The organism is Olivibacter sp. XZL3 (assembly GCF_004368405.1).
Taxonomy (GTDB): Bacteria; Bacteroidota; Bacteroidia; order Sphingobacteriales; family Sphingobacteriaceae; genus Olivibacter.
This window is the reverse complement of the sequence record NZ_SBJH01000046.1, coordinates 84,095-104,186: the sequence shown is the minus strand read 5'-3', so window position 1 is coordinate 104,186 and position 20,092 is coordinate 84,095. Positions and strand designations below refer to the sequence as shown.

The 20,092-nt window shown below is 42.7% G+C and carries 14 protein-coding genes; 6 read left to right on the top strand and 8 right to left on the bottom strand.

Translation table 11 applies throughout. The features are described from left to right. The first annotated feature begins 214 nt into the window (after positions 1-214). The 4 genes from EPX21_RS10995 to EPX21_RS23460 all read left to right on the top strand — a co-directional run bounded on the left by EPX21_RS10995 (position 215) and on the right by EPX21_RS23460 (position 1,197). Complete coding sequence (locus EPX21_RS10995; RefSeq protein ID WP_134089740.1) at positions 215-442, top strand: helix-turn-helix transcriptional regulator; 228 nt, start codon at positions 215-217, stop codon at positions 440-442. Between the two features lie 154 nt (positions 443-596). After that, the gene (locus EPX21_RS10990; protein WP_134089739.1) at positions 597-812 is read left to right on the top strand and encodes a DUF2281 domain-containing protein; all 216 of its coding nucleotides are present in this window, start codon (positions 597-599) and stop codon (positions 810-812) included. Next, on the top strand, positions 812-982 hold the full coding sequence (locus EPX21_RS22910; RefSeq protein WP_206106050.1) for a PIN domain-containing protein: 171 nt from the start codon (positions 812-814) through the stop codon (positions 980-982). Before EPX21_RS10990 ends, EPX21_RS22910 begins: the two co-directional genes overlap by 1 nt. Before the next feature lie 17 nt (positions 983-999). Next, positions 1,000-1,197, top strand: coding sequence for a type II toxin-antitoxin system VapC family toxin (locus tag EPX21_RS23460; RefSeq protein WP_206106053.1), 198 nt, complete (start codon positions 1,000-1,002; stop codon positions 1,195-1,197). Between the two features lie 58 nt (positions 1,198-1,255). Here the strand turns inward: EPX21_RS23460 and EPX21_RS10980 are convergent, their stop codons facing one another. The 6 genes from EPX21_RS10980 to EPX21_RS10955 form a co-directional block, all read right to left on the bottom strand. Further along, positions 1,256-3,637: an ABC transporter permease gene (locus EPX21_RS10980; protein WP_134089738.1), complete on the bottom strand. Its 2,382-nt coding sequence runs from the start codon at positions 3,635-3,637 to the stop codon at positions 1,256-1,258. Positions 3,638-3,670: 33 nt separating this feature from the next. Continuing rightward, entirely contained in the window at positions 3,671-6,058 is a 2,388-nt protein-coding gene (locus tag EPX21_RS10975) for an ABC transporter permease (protein WP_166670733.1), read from the bottom strand. Positions 6,059-6,315: 257 nt separating this feature from the next. After that, positions 6,316-8,697 (bottom strand): ABC transporter permease, encoded by a 2,382-nt coding sequence (locus EPX21_RS10970; RefSeq protein ID WP_134089736.1) that lies wholly within the window; start codon positions 8,695-8,697, stop codon positions 6,316-6,318. Between the two features lie 195 nt (positions 8,698-8,892). Further along, the gene (locus tag EPX21_RS10960; protein WP_134089735.1) at positions 8,893-9,366 is read right to left on the bottom strand and encodes a GNAT family N-acetyltransferase; all 474 of its coding nucleotides are present in this window, start codon (positions 9,364-9,366) and stop codon (positions 8,893-8,895) included. Between the two features lie 162 nt (positions 9,367-9,528). After that, complete coding sequence (locus EPX21_RS23080; protein ID WP_240768660.1) at positions 9,529-9,654, bottom strand: DUF6364 family protein; 126 nt, start codon at positions 9,652-9,654, stop codon at positions 9,529-9,531. Positions 9,655-9,787: 133 nt separating this feature from the next. Continuing rightward, positions 9,788-12,202, bottom strand: a complete 2,415-nt coding sequence (locus EPX21_RS10955) for an ABC transporter permease (RefSeq protein WP_134089734.1) — start codon at positions 12,200-12,202, stop codon at positions 9,788-9,790. Positions 12,203-12,530: 328 nt separating this feature from the next. Here EPX21_RS10955 and EPX21_RS10950 point away from each other — a divergent pair, with 328 nt between their 5' ends. Together EPX21_RS10950 and EPX21_RS10945 are read left to right on the top strand one after the other, a co-directional pair. Next, complete coding sequence (locus tag EPX21_RS10950) at positions 12,531-13,358, top strand: carbohydrate-binding family 9-like protein (RefSeq protein ID WP_134089733.1); 828 nt, start codon at positions 12,531-12,533, stop codon at positions 13,356-13,358. 59 nt (positions 13,359-13,417) lie between these two features. Further along, on the top strand, positions 13,418-14,350 hold the full coding sequence (locus EPX21_RS10945; protein WP_134089732.1) for a ketopantoate reductase family protein: 933 nt from the start codon (positions 13,418-13,420) through the stop codon (positions 14,348-14,350). A 779-nt stretch (positions 14,351-15,129) separates the two neighbouring features. On the opposite strand, the gene EPX21_RS10940 is transcribed toward EPX21_RS10945, so the two are convergent. Next, positions 15,130-17,487: an ABC transporter permease gene (locus EPX21_RS10940; RefSeq protein ID WP_166670732.1), complete on the bottom strand. Its 2,358-nt coding sequence runs from the start codon at positions 17,485-17,487 to the stop codon at positions 15,130-15,132. Positions 17,488-17,641: 154 nt separating this feature from the next. Beyond that, complete coding sequence (locus EPX21_RS10935; protein WP_134089730.1) at positions 17,642-20,065, bottom strand: ABC transporter permease; 2,424 nt, start codon at positions 20,063-20,065, stop codon at positions 17,642-17,644. Between the last annotated feature and the right edge of the window lie 27 nt (positions 20,066-20,092).

Genomic DNA, 20,092 nt, shown 5'->3' with positions numbered 1-20,092 from the left:
CGATGAATTTAATGATGACACCTATCGCTATTGATGCACGATTAAAGAGATAAGGGACGCTGTAGCGAAAAGTGCTTACAAATGTTGCTTAAAACGTTCTTGTAAAGAAAATCTTTACAATTTTACAGAATTAATTTCAATTTTCAAACAAAATGTAAAGAAAACCTGTATAAATTGAATATTTGCCTGTACAAGCGACTATAAAATTGATCGTATGACCCCATTAGGAGAATATTTAGCAAAAAAGTCGGTAAATAAATCGTTGGTAGCAAGGCGCACCGGCTTAAGTAAACCGCGTATTAGTGAACTTTCGCTCAATCCGACGGCAAAATTAAGAGCAGACGAATTGGTATTGATTGCGAAAGCAATAGACGTTGATCCTTGTGAGTTGTTAATGAAGCTTTATGGTGATCTGGAGTTGAAAGAAAGTAACCGAAGTTAATTGAAGATCTGATGACTTATTACTTACAACTTAAAACATCGTTTACTCGTCCCTTAACGAATCTACCGGATCGGCTAGAGCGGCTTTTATAAATTATCTTCCCATGCACTGGTAGAATAATTTTTACTATCTTTGATATCTTAGGAGGAATGTTATGGATAATCGTCTGTTATATAGTAAATTGGAATCTCTTCCAGAACATATGAGGGCAGAGGTGGCAGATTTTATCGATTTTTTGGTGACAAAAGCACAAAAGAACCGAGAGAGGCCTCAGCAACAAAAAGTTCCAAAATTTGGTAGTGCAAAGGGAATGTTCAAAATGCGTGACGATTTTGACGAACCGCTAGAGGATTTCAAAGAATATACGTAATGCAGCATAATTTGCTTGACACGCATACCTTTATTTGGTTTTTAAGTGGTGATAGCCAACTATCTGCGAAGGCAAAGAAGAATATCGAAAGGAAAGGAGCGGTGAACTACGTTAGCATCGCCAGTTTATGGGAGATCGCCGTCAAGATCAGCCTTAAAAGCTCGAATTAAGTGAGCCTTTTGCGCGGATTGAAGATATCATCTCCTTAAATGGTTTCCAACTTTTACCTATCAGTCTTGACGATACAATAAAGATCTCCACATTACCGTTCCACCATCGCGACCCTTTTGACAGAATTATAATTTGTCAATCTTTGACAAACAATCTACAAATTATTTCGAAGGACAAAAACTTTAAGTTATACAATGTCGCTCTTGTTTGGTGACCTCTGAAACCGGGGCCTCCTCTTCCTACAACCTATTACTTACAACGTAAAACATCGTTTACTCATCCCTTAACGAATCTACCGGATTGGCTAGAGCGGCTTTTATCGCCTGAACAGCTACGGTGCTTATTGCAATAATGAAAGCAGCGCCTCCGCCGAGGGCGAACATCCACCATTGAAGATCGATGCGGTGAGCAAAATCCGCTAGCCATTTATTTATCGCCCACCAAGCAATCGGGGCAGCGATAACAAAGGCGATGCCTACAATACGGACGAAGTTAAAAGAAAGTATAAATACAATGCTTTGTACCGAGGCACCGAATACTTTACGTACGCCAATTTCTTTGGTGCGATGTAAAATTACCAGCGCGATCATACCTAGCAATCCAAGCGAACTGATGGTTATTGCAATGGAAGAAGCGATCCATACCAATCGTTGTTGCTGTATTTCTTTTGTATACAAGGCGTCAATCTGATCGTCCAGAAAGGTAAAATCAAAAAGGGTATTTGGAAATAAGGCTCGCCATTCTTTTTGTAAATCGGCGATTAATCCAGTTATATTTTCCGGCGAAAACTTCACGGCCAAAGAAGAGTACATGGCAGGCTTACTGCCTATTACTGTTGGGTTAATGGGTTCGGAAAGGTAGTTGGTGTTATAGTTTTTAACAACGCCCACGATGACACCGGCGGCTTCGTCGTGCATTCCCCCAGCTAATAGCGACTTGCCCAATACCTGTTGTGGATCATCGTAACCTAACATGGAAACCATTAGTTCGTTGACTAAGTATTCGTGGGAGGCCGTGTTTGCTCGGAAGTTGCGTCCGGCAACCAACTGCAGGCCAAAAGTGCTGCAATAAGCCGTATCTGCATAAGCATAGCGAGCTGCCCAAGTTTCCCAGTCGGCTCGATTATCAAATAAGACGGTACCGCCCCATCGTTGATCATTTGCCGGTCCTTGAAAGCAAAAACTGTGTTGCAATACTCTCGGATCAGCAGAAAGGAGCTTGTTCAAAACGTTCATGTTATTGCCGGCTTCCTTGGGAAGAGAGATGACCATAACCGATTCGCGATTAAAGCCTATATCGGTATTGCGGAGGTAATTGACCTGGAATACGATTACAACCGTTACCATGATCATTATCTGTGCAATCACACTTTGGAGAACCACCAGTGATTGCCTGCCCACACCTTTTTTTAACGAAAGCCTATTCTTTAGTGCCTCATGCAGTTGAAGTCGACCCATAACATAGGCGGGATATAAACCCGCGCCTAAGGTTACGATCAGCCAAAGGCCTCCTGAAAAAAACCAGAGTCGGCTCCAGGAAAGGACCTGAATCGGCTCTTTGCCCAATAAATATTCATTTGCCAGCGGCAGTAGAACTTTCAGACCCGCCAGTCCGATAAGCAATGCCATTAAGGAAATTAAGACCGACTCGGCCATGAATTGCATAAATAGCTGCCATTTACTGCCGCCAAGAACTTTGCGTGTACCTATTTCCATGCTTCTGCGTGCTTGCTGGGCAATGCTAAGATTAACGTAGTTGATCCCTGCGATCAACATGATGCAGCTTCCGATGATTGTTAAAATCGTTAATAGGGTATGGCTAACCGTTCCGCCATATCGATTATCAAAGTGAGTATCATACAGCGGTAATAATTTATATACAAAGGCGCTTGCTATACTGGGGTCAAGATTCTTTTTTGCTAACTGCATAAGTTTCTTTTCCACCGCGTTTTTCTGAGCGGCATCGCTTAGGGTTAAGAAGACGCTGTTACTTGAGTTGAAATAAGCCCAATAGGTGAAAAAGTCATCCATTAGGTCGGGCTGCAAGGTTTTAATCGAGGCAAAAGAAAGGTACATGTCTGCATTAACGCTTGTATTGCTGCGCGAATCGTCAATAACACCCACAACCTTGAACGGATGTTTACTTTCTACAAGAATGGTTTGACCGAGCGGATCGGTATTGCCAAAGTACTTTTTAGCCACCCGCTTTGTAAGTGCGACGGTATTAGGCGCGTTGAGTTCTGTTGGCGTTCCCGCAAGCCATTCAAAATCGAAAATATCAAACCAGGCGGAAGTAGTAAGGGCTACTTTTTTATCGGTTTTGTAAAGTTGATCGTTGATCTTTAACGTAAACTCTTGGTTTCCCAGTTCGAAAGCAGCTTTTTCTACTTCGGGTATTTCCGTGAGTAATGCCTGGTAAATGGCATAAGATCCGCCCTTGTTATATTCCGTTGTTTCCAGGTGCAATTCGTGTACAAGCCTAAATGTGCGGTCGCCTTCGGTATGGAAGCGGTCGAAACTCCGATGGAAATCGATATATAAATATAAAAATAAACAGGTGGTAATCCCTAAGCCTAAACCTAACAGGTGAAGCAAGGAGTACTTTCTGTATTTCTTAATATTTCGCCAAGCGATTTTAATATAGTTTTGAAACATATCAATCTGTATTCTTTGACTTATCAATTAACCTCATTCACTCCGCAGGCTGTCTACCGGATTAGCCTTTGCGGCTTTTAGCGATTGAACGCCCACGGTTAATATGGCAATGAGGAGTGTAGCAATTCCCGCCAAAGGAAACACCCAAAGAGGAATATCCGTACGGTAGACGAAATCGGCCAGCCATAAGTTCATAATCCACCACGCAATAGGAGCGGCAATTAAAAAGGCTAGGGCAACGGGCTTTACAAACTCTTGGATTACTTTGCTTGCAATATGAGAAACGGTGGCTCCTAACACTTTTCGGATACCGATTTCCTTTACTTTTTGATTGATGATGATGAGCGTCAAACCAAACAGGCCCATACAGGAGAGCAAAATGGCGATACCTGCCGAAACGGAAAATAGGGCAGCTAAGCGTTTTTCTTTTTTGTACCAGCGGTCGATATTTTCGTCCACATAACTTCCCTTGAATTCTGCATCCGGTTCAAGACCGGCATAAACCTTTTTTAACTGCTCCATGGTGGCAAGAGGATTCTGCGTGTTTACCTTCACCAAAATGTACTCAATGGGAGCCGTATTATCCAGTGCAATGGTGAGCGGTTTGGTAGGTTCATGCATCGAATATAAGTGAAAATCGGGGATAACGCCAATGATGTGCCATCCATAGCGACCAGTCGAATCGGTGTTGATCTTTCGTCCGATAAACTGGTTTCCGCCTAACTGTTGAGCCATGCTTTCTGTAATGATAACGGCATCTACACTGTCGGATACAAAAGTGTTTGAGAAGTCTCGCCCCTCCACCGGTTTGATGGACAAGGTTTTTAGGAAATCGTAGTCGGCAGCGATATAGGATGTTTGTATATTTTTACCCTCATGGCTAAAGCCAACACTTGATCGGCTGCTGCTGCCGTCTGCCCCGATGCCCAAGTTGATATCGCTACCAGATACGCTTATAATCGACGGGTCTGACGCTAAGCGTGTACGCAGCTTGGCACTGATATTCCGTCCCTGGGTTGCATCTTTTACAGGTATACTGATGATGGAGGAGGTGTTATAGCCCAGGTCGGCCGTGCGCAGGTATTGAAATTGCAAGTAGCAGATGGCGGTGGCACAAATGAGTATAATCGCGGTGATGAATTGTAAAGCGATGAGTACATTCCGGCCAAGTCCTGACTTGATGATGCTAAATTTCCCTTTGAATATTTCAGTGGTTTTGAGCCTATTCAGGATAAAGAAGGGGTATCCGGACGATGTGAAGGAAATAAGTATCAGTATCAAAAATAAGCTTAACAACATTTTTGGATCATAGAGTACGCTGTTGTCGAATTTAATGAAGTTGTGCAGCGTAAGCGTTTTGATCAGAAAAAAAGTGCCGAGTAAGCCTATCGCCAAGGAAAGGCTAATCTGTAAAAAGTTTTCCCAGAACAACTGACCCCATACCTGATGGGCGGCCGCCCCCAAACATTTCCTCACGCCTAGTTCTTTACTGCGCGTAAAGGATAAGCTGATTTGAATGTTGATAAAGTTAAAGCAGGCTATAAATAGAATCACCATACTCACCAAGAGGAGAATATAAAGATAGGTTTTACTGACCGTGTCGCCCGAGCCGATCTCCGTATTGAAATGGAGGTCGTTTAAAGGGAGGAGCCTCATTCCTAAATAATCCCCATTGGTATCCGCCTTAAAGCCGTCCTTTTTTAGCGATTCGCCATCTGGGTGCAGGTGTTTTTCTACAAAAAGGCGAAGTTGCTTTTCGACCTGTGCTTGACTGGTATTGGGGGCGAGGCGAACATATACATCGTGATGCTGTTCGTACCATTCTTCCCGGGTTCTGGTCCAATCGGGATCTAATTCGGTACGTGCCAAGATCGGAAAATTGAAAGTGGAATTTTTGGGAGCATCTTCCATTACTGCTGATACGATCAGTCGCTTCCATTCTCCCGAAATTTTGATTTCTACGGGTTTACCGATGGGGTTCTCCTCACCAAATAAGCTCGTTGCTATTTCTTCATTGAGTACAATATCTGCCACGTTTGCCAGTGGCGAGCGGCGCTGCCCCGCCACGATTTTGAATGAAAAAATATCAAAGAAGTCGGCATCTACTAAACTGATTCCTAAATCAAGTGTTTTATCTTGGTAACGGATCTCTCGGCCTTTGCGTTTAATGCGGGTTACTTTATCGATCGCGATGTCTTCTTGCTTTAAATAGGTAGCCACCGGATAACCCATGGTCGTACTTAGTTCAGTACCCTTCACCAAATTATGAAATTTATAGAGCTTAAATACGCGATCCTTATGCTCATGGAAATTATCGAAGGAAAACTCGTGATAAACGGCTGTAAGCAGTAAAATGCTGCACGCAAAAGCGATGGCCATGCCGAGAATATTGATCAGGGTGTGCGCCTTATGCTTTAGCATGTTGCGCCAAGCGATTTTTAGGTAGTTTTGGAACATTGCATTCGTCTTTTGATGATGTTTCAGGGGCTAAGAACGTCCACCTGATGTCGACGTCCCCGAAGTATTGAGGTTTGCTCGAAATGAACAAAAGCTTAATACTTTAGCTAATTCCTTTTAACATATTCGTTATTTTTTAATCGTTATTAGTCGTAACCCACTTCATAATGAGCTTCTTGGTTTCGGCCTCTTCGCGAACAAGCAATAAGCAAGCACTGAATTTATTCGTTCCGCAATGCGTCAACGGGTTTATTAATAGCCGTTTTAATCGTCTGTAACGCAATTACGGAGAGGGTGACCAGTCCCAGAACCAAAATGGGCATAAGAAAATTACTCGTATCCAATTCGGTTCGTATATAATAATTCGTTAACCACTTCTTCATTAGCCAATAGCTTGTAGGTACTGCGACGAGTGTTGATAATAAAAACAGGGGGTATACATCCCGGACAAACAAATAAACAATCTGTTTTACGGAGGCCCCCAGCACTTTTCTTATCCCTATTTCTTTCACCCTTTTTTGTAAGTTATGCGACACAAGTCCCAATATACCCAAGAGTACGATAATCATGGCTAATACGGTTGCAACAGCTCCTGCCTGTTTTAATTGCATTTCAGTTTTATACTGTTGCGCCAACTTCGCATCCATAAAAGTGTAATCAAATGGGGCCGTTGGTAAAAGTTTTTTCCAAAGGGCCGTTAAGTGATCTAAAGAGGAACCTATATTGCCGGGTTTTAGCCGAATGCTGAAATAACGATAGGCATTACTGTTTTTGACATTAAACCATAGCATGGGCCCTACCGGAAAATGCATAGATCCGCCATAAAAGTTCTTCGTTACGCCGGCAATGGCTGCGGCGCTGCTGCCCGGAAAATGCACGACTTGGTTAATCGCTTCTGCAGGATTTTTGTAACCCAGCGCTTCGGATAGCGCTTCATTAATGACAATGCGATCGGTATTTTCGGAGGCTTCGTCCGGGCTGTAGAAACTGCCGGATAGTAGCGGTATTTTATAGGTGTCGGCGAAATGCCGGTCGGAGAAAACCAATTGGGTACTAACCGGTGTATCGCTTGTGGCGGTCTTCAAAACTTGGATATTACCAGAAGACATGGTACCCGGTATGTCGTAGGAGATGGAGACGTTTTTTACCATTGGTAAATTGGCAAATTCTTGTCTAACCACTTCGGTATGTCGCAAACCCTCGGGAGTCCAGTCGCGGGGTACTTGTACGGTCAGTAAATAATCTTTATCGTAGCCCAAGTTTTTACTAAAGAATAAGCTCACCTGTTGGGCGATAATAACCGAGGATATCAGGGCAATGAGTGCAATGACGAATTGCAGGCTAATCAATCCCCGCAGAAGAAACAGTCCGTCTACGGTCCGCGCTACTTTGCCGCGTACCGATTGAACGGTGGGAAGGGAAGATAGGCGCAATGCAGGATAGGCACCGGCCAATAAGCCTATGGTTAAGTCGGCGATGACAACGGACAGCCAGAAGGAAAGAGGTAAGTCGAACAGCGAGGGAATAGACTTTCCTAAAACAGTTGACAGCACCTTTGACAAAAAAGGGAAAAGTGCGAGTGAAAGGATCATAGCAATGCTGACCGTTAATAGCGCCTCGGCGATGAACTGAATCCGGAGTTGCTTTTTAGTGCCGCCTATCACTTTTCTGATGCCGATTTCTTTCAATCGACCCGCAGAAGTGTTAATACTGATGTTGACAAAATTGATGACGGCGAGCAATAAGATGGCAAAAGCCACGACAGAAACGGTATAGAGCAAATGCTTCATAGAGCCGTCGCCTTTTTCTAAGTGGTAGGTTTTTAATGGTACTAAGGACGCTTTGTAATCTTTTGCGATGGCTGTGGGCGCGTGAGTTTGAACAAGCGCGTTTATGGGCTTTTCTAAGGACTTGGGCTCAACGCCTGGTTGCAATTCCAAATATGAAGCGACATAGAGGTTTTGCCAATCATCAATGGGCCGCTTAAAAAAGGAAGAAGATTGGATTGAAAGTAGTAGATCCGTAGGGCTACCCGTTAAGTCTAGGACTGCATTTTCTCCGGTATCTTCCAATACGCCGCTAACGGTAAAAAGTTGCTCTTCCTTGTTGAAATTCCGTACGATAAGCTGTTCGCCGATTGCTTGGCCTTTGCCAAATAGCCGCTTCGCAAAAGGGGCAGACAACACTACTTGATTTGGCTCTTTCAGGGCCGAATGCGTTTCCCCGGCAGCTAGCTGGAAGCCAAACATGTCGAAAAAGGTTGAGTCGGCAACAATAGAATTCGTTTGTATAGGCTCGCCTTTGTAAGAAATTACAGCGGTAATGCCGTCGAAGCGAAAGTACTCCTTCACTAAATGGGGATAATTATCTTTGAGCGCTTTTGAAAGCATGCCTATGGCGGAGTACTCGTTTAGATTACTTTGTAAGAGATATTGCCGGTCGATATGCTTAATGTTTTGATTGACGCGGAGTTCCTGCCAAACAAAAGCGCCAATAAGTAGCGCGAATGAGAGGCCGCAAGCGAGGCCGAGAACATTAATAGCGGTATTAAATTTATGTTTCAATAAATTTCTCCAAGCAATTTTGATATAGTTTGTGATCATTACTATACTATCGACTAAGTGAACTAATAATGAAGTAAGGTGCTTGAATAAGCTTTACCAAAGTTAGTCCATAATAGTAAACAGTTGATTCACAGCGTTTTTATTGCTTTCTTTTAACAGGGGCTGTTCGGTATCGGACAATAGGGTGTTCGTTAACGGACAGTGGTGGTAATCCCGCTATGGGTTACTGTCCATTTATAAGGCATCTGTTTTCCTGAGCATTTCGACGTGGTCGATCCCGTCTTCATCGTATACTTCTCCGTCGACCACGAAGCCCACTGATTGGTAAAAAGGTATAGCATACACTTGAGCGCCAATGCGGATGGGGCCTTCGCCGAAGTGGTCGTAGCAGGCTTGAATTGCTCGTTTCATTAACTCTTTCCCTAAACCGGTACCTCTTGTTTGTTTGCTTGTGACAATACGTCCGATCGACATCTCCCGATAGGAAACCCCGGGAGGGACCAAGCGCGCATAAGCAGCAAGCGCTTCATCTTGGTAAATCAGTAAATGAAGGCACACTTGATCCTTATTATCTGCATCCAAAAAAGCACAGTTTTGCTCTACTACGAAAACTTCACTTCTAAGCCTCAAGAGGGCATATAATTCATAGGGGTTAAATACATCGAACGGTTTAATGTATTGGCGTAGAGAGCTAATATCGAGTTTCATATCGATGCAAAGATACGGGCTTTTTTGATTTAATCGTCGGCATTCGGTTTCTGCGTTCAGCGATACACCTGTATGACGAGTACCGATAAAAATTACTAGAAGGATTCTTTTTGTATAAAGGCGATAAATTCTTTTGGCGAAATTACAGGGAGAGAAGGAAGACTACGCTGCTGAAATCTTAAAATAGCCTTCTACCAGTTCGGAAACACTACTATGTTTTTGCGCAGCATATGCCTTTACCTCGGTCAGGAGCTGTTTGTCAATGGTCAAATTTAATTTCGCTTTCATAGTTGCCCTATTATTATTACAATAATACGTATAAATGTTAAATATGCGCACAACATGGTCGTTAGAGAGGGTTCATCATTTACCTGACCGGCGTGTCCAACACCCTTATAACCTATAACTCACTCCTATAAGGTTATTCACTACGTAACGATTTCACTGGGTTGGCCCGCGCAGCTTTAATGGTTTGTATGCTGATGGTGACGAATGCGATGAGCAGGGCGATGGCGGTAGCAAGTACGAACACCCACCAAGAGAGATCGATGCGGTAAGCAAAGTCGTTTAACCAATTGCTCATGGCAAACCAGGTAATAGGGAAAGCGATGATAGCTGCAAAAGCGACCAATAGTAGGAAGTCTTTCGACAGCAAGCTTACGATAGAGGTCATACTCGCACCAAGTACTTTCCGGATGCCGATTTCTTTAATACGTTGCGTTATGGTGAAGGCCGATAAGCCAAGCAAGCCTAAGCAGGCAATAGCAATAGCAATGCCTGAAAATAGGGTGAAGATAATCTGCTGTTTATGTTCTGCTTTATAAAGATCGGTAAAACGGTCGTCTAAAAAGGTATAATCAAAAGGCGTTTCCGGCATGAACTTTTCCCAGGTAGACTGTATATGTTTTAATGCTTGGGGTATGCTGCCGGTAATTTTGATCGATATCCGGCCATAATCGTTTCGTTCGGCCGAATTAAACATAACTAAAGGAATGATCCGTTGGTGCAGCGATTCAAAATTGAAGTCGTTCATCACGCCGACAATCTGTCCAATGCGACCGTACTGAAATTGCTTGCCTATGGCCTCTTCATTTGATTTCAATCCTAAGGCTTTGACTGCTGCTTCGTTAATAATGAAGGATAGGGTGTCCGTTCCGTCAGTGCGGTTGAAATTCCGACCGGCTTTGATTGGTATGGAATAAGTGGGAATAAACCCTTCGTCTACCCGTACATACTTAATATCCGCTTTAGCCGGGGCAAGGTTATTCCCTAAGTTTATCTGCGCAACTTGATCATCCAAGAGTCTTCCCGAGGGAATGCGACTTGACCTGCCTACTGATTTGATGGACGGGTTGTCCAGTACAGCGGTTTTAAAAGCTGGGAAACTGTTTTTTAATGCCTCGTTATTATTTAATATAACAATTTGTTCTTTGTTAAAACCAAGGCTTTTATGCTGTATATAATCCAGTTGTCGGAACACGATGATCGTACTGATAATAAGCGCTATAGATACCGTAAATTGGAAGACCACCAGAGCCTTCCTTAGGGAGAGCGTTTTTTTTCCACTTTTTACGATGCCTTTCAATACTTTAATGGGTTTAAATTCCGACAAAAACAGGGCTGGATAAAGGCCCGATAAGCTACCGATCAATAGCGGCAATAACACAATCGGAATAAGTATTTGCGGCTGGATCAATTGTTGAATGGGAAGCTGTTTCCCTGATACACTGTTTAAACCGGCTAAGGTTAATCCGGTTATTAGGATAGAGATCGCCGTCGCCAGAAAGCAAAGCAAGATGCTTTCACTCAAGAACTGATAAACCAGCTCCCTTTTTTCGGCTCCAACTACCTTACGGATGCCAATTTCTTTTGCGCGCAAGGCGGAGCGTGCTGTAGAAAGATTCATGTAATTGATACAAGCAATCAATAAAATGAATAAGCCGATAATGGTAAAGATGTACACACGCTTAATATCGCCGTTTTCTTCCAGCTCACTATCTTTATGGGAACGTAGATGAATATCGGTCAGCTTACGTAAGGAAAGTGAAGTCCATTCTTGCGCTTTATTGTCGGAGTTCGGGATATGGCGGTTTAAAAATGCCGGAAATTGCGCTTCTAATTTTTTGGCATCGTAATCTTTGGGGAGTAGAATATAGTTGTAAAAGGCGTTATTTCCCCAGTTCGTACGCAGTTGTTCTTCGCCATAAATGGCCGTATCTCTCAGCGTAGAGAACGATATCATAATATTGGGGTGCCAGTGTGCGTTCGCTGGCAAAGCTTTATAAACACCGGTAACCGTGCCAACAAGCTGCTGGTTAAATGTTAATAATTTATTCACCGGGTTTTCTTCACCGAAGTACTTTTTCGCCATTTCTTCTGTTAACATAACAGAGTAAGGTTCGTTCAAGGCCGTTTTTGGGTCTCCTTTGGTTACGGTAAAATCAAAGACTTTAAAGAGATTTTCATCCGCGCAGTATACATGCTCTTCATTAAAGATCTTATCTTGGTATTGGAGCGTCATACCTCCTATAGGCAGGATACTAGTCAACGCTTGGATTTCCTTAAAATCATTTTGTAATAAAGGCCCTATGGGAGGTGCAACAGCGCCCAACGACAAGGATATGCTTTTGTCTTCCGGATTCAGGAAGGTACGCTCAACCCGATAAACCTGTTCCGCGTGACTGTTGTACCGATCGTATCTCACTTCGTCCAACACATAGAGCATGATCAATAAACAGCAGGTAATGCCCACACTTAAACCAAACAGGTTAATAAAAGAAGTGAATTTATATCTCAATAAACTCCTCCATGCAATTTTTATATAGTTTTTTAACATGTCCGTTGTTTGTTAATCTTATTTGGTGTTGAGGGTTGCCGCTCACCGCTAAGCTTTGATGCTTAGCCTGAGGTATTAGAGCAACCAGCAACGGAGAGCCAACAATCGATTTGGTCCACACAATAAGATTGCCATAATGAGATTGCTGGATTAAAGCCTTTGAGGAGTGGTTTAGGGTTATAAGCTTGTTCGAAAACGGACAGTAGCCTGTTCAGTTTCGAACAATTCTTCTAAAAACCTAGAAGAGATCTTCTTTTATCTATCGACTTTTTTATCCAGTGGGTGGTGAAAATTTAGCTATCTTCGTGCTTTTCTAATAACAAGATATATGGCATTTCCTACTTCTGTTCGTACATTACACATTGTTGGGGTCTTTTTTCTGTTAAGTGCGCTCGCTAGCCATAGTTCGGCGCAGGCGCTTGCCGTCCCCAAGCGTTACACCTGTTATCATGTTAAGGAAGGACCCAAGATTGATGGTCAATTGGATGAGGCAGCTTGGAATGAAGCGGCATGGACTGATCTTTTTATCGATATAGAAGGGGATAAGAAGCCGAAACCAGCGATGTCTACGCGCGCAAAAATGCTTTGGGACGATCAATATCTTTATATAGCTGCCGTATTAGAAGAGAAAGATATTTGGGCTTATCAGTCGGTAAAAGATCAAATCGTTTTTTATGAAAACGATTTTGAAGTATTTATCGATCCAGATGGAGATAACCTCAATTACTTTGAGATGGAGGTGAATGCCATTAATAATACCTTTGATTTGTTCTTGCCAAAACCTTATAGGAGTAAAGGAAAGCCTGATCATGATTATGATATGAACGGATTCCTTTCGGCCGTAGAAATTAAAGGGACATTAAATGATCCTAGCGATCGGGACAGTTCGTGGACGGTCGAAATGGCTATTCCTTTTGACGATCTGAAATATGGAGATTTCGTCACGCCAAACCCAAAGGACGGAACGGTGTGGCGGTTGAATTTTTCCCGGGTAAATTGGCAGACGGACATCAAAAATGGTAAATACGAACGCAAGAAAGATCCGAAGACCGGTAAGCTTATTCCGGAATACAACTGGGTTTGGAGCCCTCAAGGGGTGATCGATATGCATCGACCAGATAAGTGGGGATATTTGGAGTTCGCAAAAAGAGATTAACAGTCCATAACGGCTTAGCGCTTTTTGGAGATTAACTACATTTCTCCTAAGTTTGTTCTATGCCGGAAACAACCATAGAACGTGTATATCTTTTAGGGCTTGGAGCATTGGGCACGATGTATGCCGCCAAGCTGCAGCGGTTCAAAAAAAGTTTGGTTAAGGTTATCGTGGATGAGGAACGAAAAGATCGCTACGAACAGGAACAGATTTTTGTTAATGGTAATCTTTCTCAATTTGAATTTATTACACCAAGGAGCGATGCCGAACCCGCAGATCTCATTATTGTCGCCTTGAAACAGCATCACCTTCCCGAGGCTCTTCCTTTAATGGCTCCTTTTGTCGGCAAAAATACCGCCATCCTCTCGCTATTAAACGGCATATCCAGTGAAGAAATTATTGCCCGACATTTCGGCGAAGAGCACCTCTTATACGGCTTTGGCGTGCAGATGGACGTCTTACGCCGAGGGAGGGATGTGACTTTTGCCAACATGGGTTATTTGGTCTTCGGCGAAAAGAATAATCATAGCTCCGAACGCGTCGAAGCCGTGAAAGATTTGTTGCATCAGGCAGAAATACCTTTTCAGGTCCCTCCGGATATCCTTAAGGCCATGTGGTTTAAGTTTATGCTCAATGTGGCTGTTAACCAGGTTTCGGCTTTGATGAAAATGCCTTTTGGTCAATTCGGGGAGCACGAAGAAGCGAGGAATATGCTGCTCTTGGCTGCCAGGGAAGTGCGGCTTATTGCGCAAAGGAAAAGCATTGCGATTAGCGATGATGATATGCAAGAAATGATGGATATTATTTTAGCTTTAAATCCGGCTGGAAAGACTTCGATGTTGCAAGATGTGGAAGCGCATCGGAAGACGGAAGTGGAGATCTTTGCCGGAGAGGTTGTGAGGCAAGGAGGAGCGTTGGGTATTGAAACACCGATAAATCGATTTCTTTTAAACGCGATTGTATTAATCGAAAAGCAATATCGGGTTACGGCTTAGATAAAAAGACTATGTGTTTAGGATTAGCTTTCCAGATTTTATCCGCAAATACGGTCGTAATGTTAGATTTATCCCAACGGTCATAGATTTGTTTTCCGTCTACTTTCCACGTTCCCTGAAGAAAATCTGACAACTGAGACTATCCGAAAGTTATTTCGGGCGAGCCGAACATCCGCCCTTTCCTGAAATCGTCAAGCGCTTCGTTGGTCTCCTCCAAAGCTTCTACTTAAAATCATTCATTCCTCAAACTATCCACCGGATTCGCTATGGCTGCTCTGATCGACTGATAACTTACAGTGAGCACGGCGATGACGATTGCGGCTAAACCAGCAAAATGCTCTGCATAAAGAGCATTTTTACTTTAAATTGTTTTATTTATAGATCAAAAACTGGTGTTTTTGCTTTTTATATAGAGCAAAATGGATATTTTATTTGAAAAATCATATAAGAAGATTAACAGAGTCCCTCTTGGTTTTCAACGGTATTTGTTTGATCATATTCGAATGGAATAATCGTCTAATAGGAATTAACGGTGCCCGCGGAGTCGATGAGTGGGCTTGGACCTCTTCGATATACGGAATCTGGAGATTTTATGTTTAAAAACTATACTTTTGAAATAGGAGGGAGAACTAAAAACACAAAACAGATTCAACAAATTGATCATGCTTTTGTAGTAGCAGATGATTTAGAGATTGGACATGCACAAAAAATTTTTGTGTCTTGATATGACTATCTCAAGTCTGCTTTTAGCCTTCCGCATTAAAGCGCTCCGCTTAAAATCATTCATTCCTCAAACTATCCACCGGATTGGCCAATGCGGCTTTGATAGATTGCGTGGCTATTGTCAATCCAGCAATAAATAGGACTAAGATACCCGCGTACAAAAATTCATTTGCTTGTATATCGATGCGGTATGCAAAGTCTTGAAGCCATCTGTTCATCATCCACCAACTTAAAGGGGTAGCTATGATAAATGAAATCCCGATTAGTTTGAGAAAGTCTTTCGAAAGCAAAAAGATAAGTTGTATGTGGCGGGCTCCTAATATCTTATGTACAGTGATTTCTTTACTGCGTTGATTTGTCATGAGGAGTGCCAATGCAAATAAACCTAAACAAGCAATGGTGATAGCAAGTATAGATCCACTGATCAGAATGTGGGAAAATTGCTGTTCTCTTTTATAAATTCTATCAGTATTTTCTTGAAGAAATGAGGGCATATCGGTGGCTTTTGGATTGACTTTCTTCCAGACGTCAGTAATGAGCGCCATGGATGAGGATAAATTGCCGGGATTGATGCGGACGAAGATATAGCGGAAATTTCCCTGCTGTGAGTTCATATGCAATGTCATCGGTTCAATACGGGCGTGCAGGCTTTCGAAATTAAAATCTTTTACAATGCCTATAATCTTCGTATTATCACCGTAAAGGGAAATATTTTTGCCAATAAGATTTTTACCGCCCAATTGTGTCGCCATTTTTTCGTTAATGATAACGGCATTGGAATCCGTGGAAAAACCTCTCGAAAAATCTCTGCCTTCCAATAAAGCCAAACCCAAGGTTTTTAGGTAATCAAAGTCGACCCGGCGTTTATGGGTGTACACCTGACGTCCTTCATAGTCGAAGTTGGAAGTGGAAGTAGATTCCCTTCCATCATTGCCTTTTCCCATATTGATATAAGAGGCGCTGATCGATTCGACTTCCGGAAAAGAAGAGAGTTCTGCACGTAGTTGATTTATCGCTAAATCGGGAGCGATGGCATTACCTATCGGGATGCTGATCACTTCGCTTTGATTGAAGCCTAGGGGTTTGTGATGTAAGTAATTTAGTTGCTTAGAAACGATCAACGTAATGATGATCAATAGAAAAGCAATGCCGAATTGCCCTATGGTAAAAGCTTTCCGTACAGTATAGCCCGTGTTCGTTTGTAGTTTTCCCTTTAAAATGGAGAGGGTATTTATACGAGCCATAGTCCAAGCAGGATAACCTCCGGCAAGTAGGGTTACCAAGGAAAAAGACCCCATAAGCGTTAAGCCGTTTCTCCAACTGAATAGATCACGCATTACCAGATGATAACCCATTAATGCATTATAAGGGGATAAAAGAAAGAGCGAGAGTAACAAACCAAATCCTAGAGCGATTAAGCTGATGATAGCAGCTTCGCCCCATAATTGAAGCATGAGCTGATAGGTCCAAGCGCCTAAGGTTTTCCGCATTCCTATTTCCCGTGCACGATTAAAGGAAGATGCTAAAGAAAGGTTAACGAAATTAGACGATGCAATAAAAAGAATGAGTACTGCAACGCTAAACAACATCCAGGGATAAAAGGGGTTGATTCCCGATCCTAGACCTTTATCACTGAAATGAATATCTTTTATGGAAAGTAAATTTAAAGCGAGATAAGCTCCATTTTCGTCTGCTTTGGCTCCATCTCGTTTTAGGTTGTCGATATCTTCTCGTAGGTATTTTTCATTAAAAAGTTTAGACTGCCTGGCGAAAGTTTTAGGAGATGTACCAGGATGTAGACGTACAAATGCGGAATGATTAAAGGCATTCCAATTGTCTTTCAGTTCTTGATACTGGGGAAAATCTTGGAAACGCATTAAAACAGATACATCCAACGTAGAGTTGCGTGGAGCATCTTCAATGATGGCGGAAACCGTAGCCTGCTCCCAATTATCCCCACGGTTAATTTCAAGTGTTTTCCCTATAACATCTTCCTCGCCAAAAAGGGTTTTTGCTGTATGTTGAGATAGGACAATATGACCGGGTTGCTCAAAAGAGGTTATACTTCCTGACAAAAGTTTAAAATTGAACATTTCAAAAAAATCAGGATCGATAAAACGAGAAGATAAAGAGACTTCTTTTTCGCCTACGCGGTAGGCCATTTGTCGAATGCCATAACGCGTGAGATGTTCGATAGCTGGAATCTCTTGTTTGGCTAATTCAGCGAAAGGTACGGGCATGGCTGGATCTACCTCCTTGCCTTCCTGGGTATGGGTTTCGTAATAAGTCTGGTAAAGATCCTGCGTTCGAGCATGAAAATTGTCGAATGATAATTCAAAAGTTGCCGTAAGAAACAGCAGCAGGCTAGCTGCAAAAGCCAATCCTAAGCCGAAGATATGGATTGCACTAAACATTTTATGACGGCTTAAGTTCCGCCAAGCGATTTTGAAATAGTTTTTTATCATTTTCGTTGTTCGTTAATCGTTGTAGCCAGTGTACTATCAATTCTTTAGGCATTAGTTCGATGATTGTCACGAACGACTAATAACCCAAGAACCAACAAATCAATCATTCATTCCTCAAACTCTCTACTGGATTGGCCAAAGCCGCTTTGACGGCCTGATAGCCGACGGTCAATAAAGCAATAACTACAGTTCCCAAGCCAGCTATGGCAAACATCCACCATTTAATGTCGATTCTATAAGCAAAGTCTTCTAACCACTTATTCATCATCCACCAGGCTATGGGTGCGGCAAGGAGCAGGGCTATCAAAACAAGCTTCACAAAATCTTTGGACAATAAGGTGACTATGTTAGAGATTGTTGCTCCTAAAACTTTGCGGATACCGATTTCTTTTGATCGCTGAAAAGCAGCCAACGTAACCAAGCCGAACAGGCCGAGGCAGCTGATGAGAATGGTGACACTCGTTGCCAAACCAATCAATTTAGAGGTACGGTATTCCGTTTCGTACAAATTTTTGATCCTATCGTCGTTGAAGCTATATTCAAAGGGCGCGTTGGGATAAATGGTGGCCCATTCTTTCTTCATGACCGCTAAGGAACGGCTCCAGCGGTTACGGTCGTTCGGCAATTTAATATTGAACGTTTGTAAATGGCCCCTTTTGTTGGAAGAACCGAGCAATAGGGGCTCAATTTTAGTGCGTAGTGATTTTTGGTTAAAGTCTTTAAATACACCCACAATAGTTAACATCTCATTATTGGTGCCAACAAGGGATTGGTCTATTGCTTGGGCAGGAGAGGTTAAACCCAAAGCATTTAATGCTGTTTCATTGATCAACACTTCCCGCATCGTGTCGGTAGCATGTATGTTTCTGCCTGCTAATAAAGGGATTTGGTAAACCGCGAGGTAATCTTCATCGATATATTTGCGAGGAGTGGTGAATTTAACGCGGCCCGTGTCGCCGTTAAAATAATAGATACTGCCCCAATGGCTGTTATTAAGCGGTTCGTGTCCCAATGAGACACCAGCGATTTCAGGGTGTTTGAGCAAGGCACGTTTGTATAGAAAGGGATTAACGTCGCTGTTTTGATACGATTTATAAGGCATCTGCATATTGATCACAGCATCATGGGCAAACCCTAAATCCGTATTTAATGTAAAGTTCAGTTGTTGTCCAATGATTAAGGCGCTGATAATAAAAAATTGGGCAATCACAAACTGGAAGACAATTAAAGATTTGCGTAAGCTCAGGCGGTTGCCGCCCTTTTTTGCAGCTGTCCCTTTTTTCAAGGTTTCAATAGAGCGAACCCGATTGATTAAGTACGCCGGATAGGATCCTGAAACCAAGGTAATCAGCAACGATAGCCCCACCAGAAATAACGCAAGTATACCATAGGCGTTGAAGTCCGAAAGGTTATCGGGCATGAGAGTGGGAAAACCTTTTTGGAAAAGGCTAACAAGTGGCCACGAAATAAAGAGGGCAAACAAAGTGACAGTCAATGTCTCGATCAGGAAGTTAGCTGTAAGGTAGGTCGGTTTGGCACCCAGGGTTTTTCGTATCCCTATTTCTTTGGTGCGATGAGGAATTAATGCTGTGCTTAAATTTATGTAATTGATGCAAGCTAAGAGAAGAAGGAACCCGCCAATAGCCATCAGTCCATAGAGCACTTTCTTGTCGGTAGAGCTCCCGTTGGTGTCATATTGCCGCATAAAATGTTTATTGGGTATGGCAAAGGAAGTAAAAACAATGGTGTTCGTGTATTTAGCGTGTTCTAATGCTCCTGTTTTATCGTATTCCGCTTGAGCTACTTCCAACAATCGATGTAGAGAAGCCTGTGATTTGGTTTTAATATATAAGGTACGCGCCGACCATAAGCTTGTCCAGTTTAGGTCTGTCCAGTCTTGTGTGGATATCGGCATAAATACCTGTCCTTGGAAGGTACTAGGAAAGGAGAGGTCTTGGACAATGCCGGTCACCATGAACTGCGTGGTATCAGCCATGATGGTCTTACCTATAATGTCTGTCGGGTCTAAAGATGGGAAATACATCCTTGCCCGCTTTGCTGTTAGCACCACACTGTGCGGATCAGCAAAGGCGGTATGCTGGTTTCCTGCTAGCCATTTATAGGGAAGTATCTTAAAGTAATCGCTTCGCGTACTGATAATTTTATCAGGGTCTTCCACATGTAAAGGCTCTCTACCGTCTTCCTGCTGTATTCGTAACCGTTCAAAGGATTGATCATAGGTGGGTATCACCAATACATCTTCCGGTGCATGTGCTGTTAACAATGGGGCGAGCCCCAAAGGAACGCCGGCAAAGCCTCCTTCCGTTTCCCCTTTGTCCCTTGAAATAACCTGATGGATAGTTTCCGCATCTGAGATTCCCCGGTCGTAACTTAACTCGTGTATAACGATGCGGCACACCAACCAACAGGCGCTGATTCCGATCGCCAATCCCAGCACATTGAGACCGGTAAATAGCCGATTCCGCCATAAATAACGAAAGGTTGTTTTTATGTAGCTTTTTAGCATTATAGTATCAAGTATCAATATTATTTA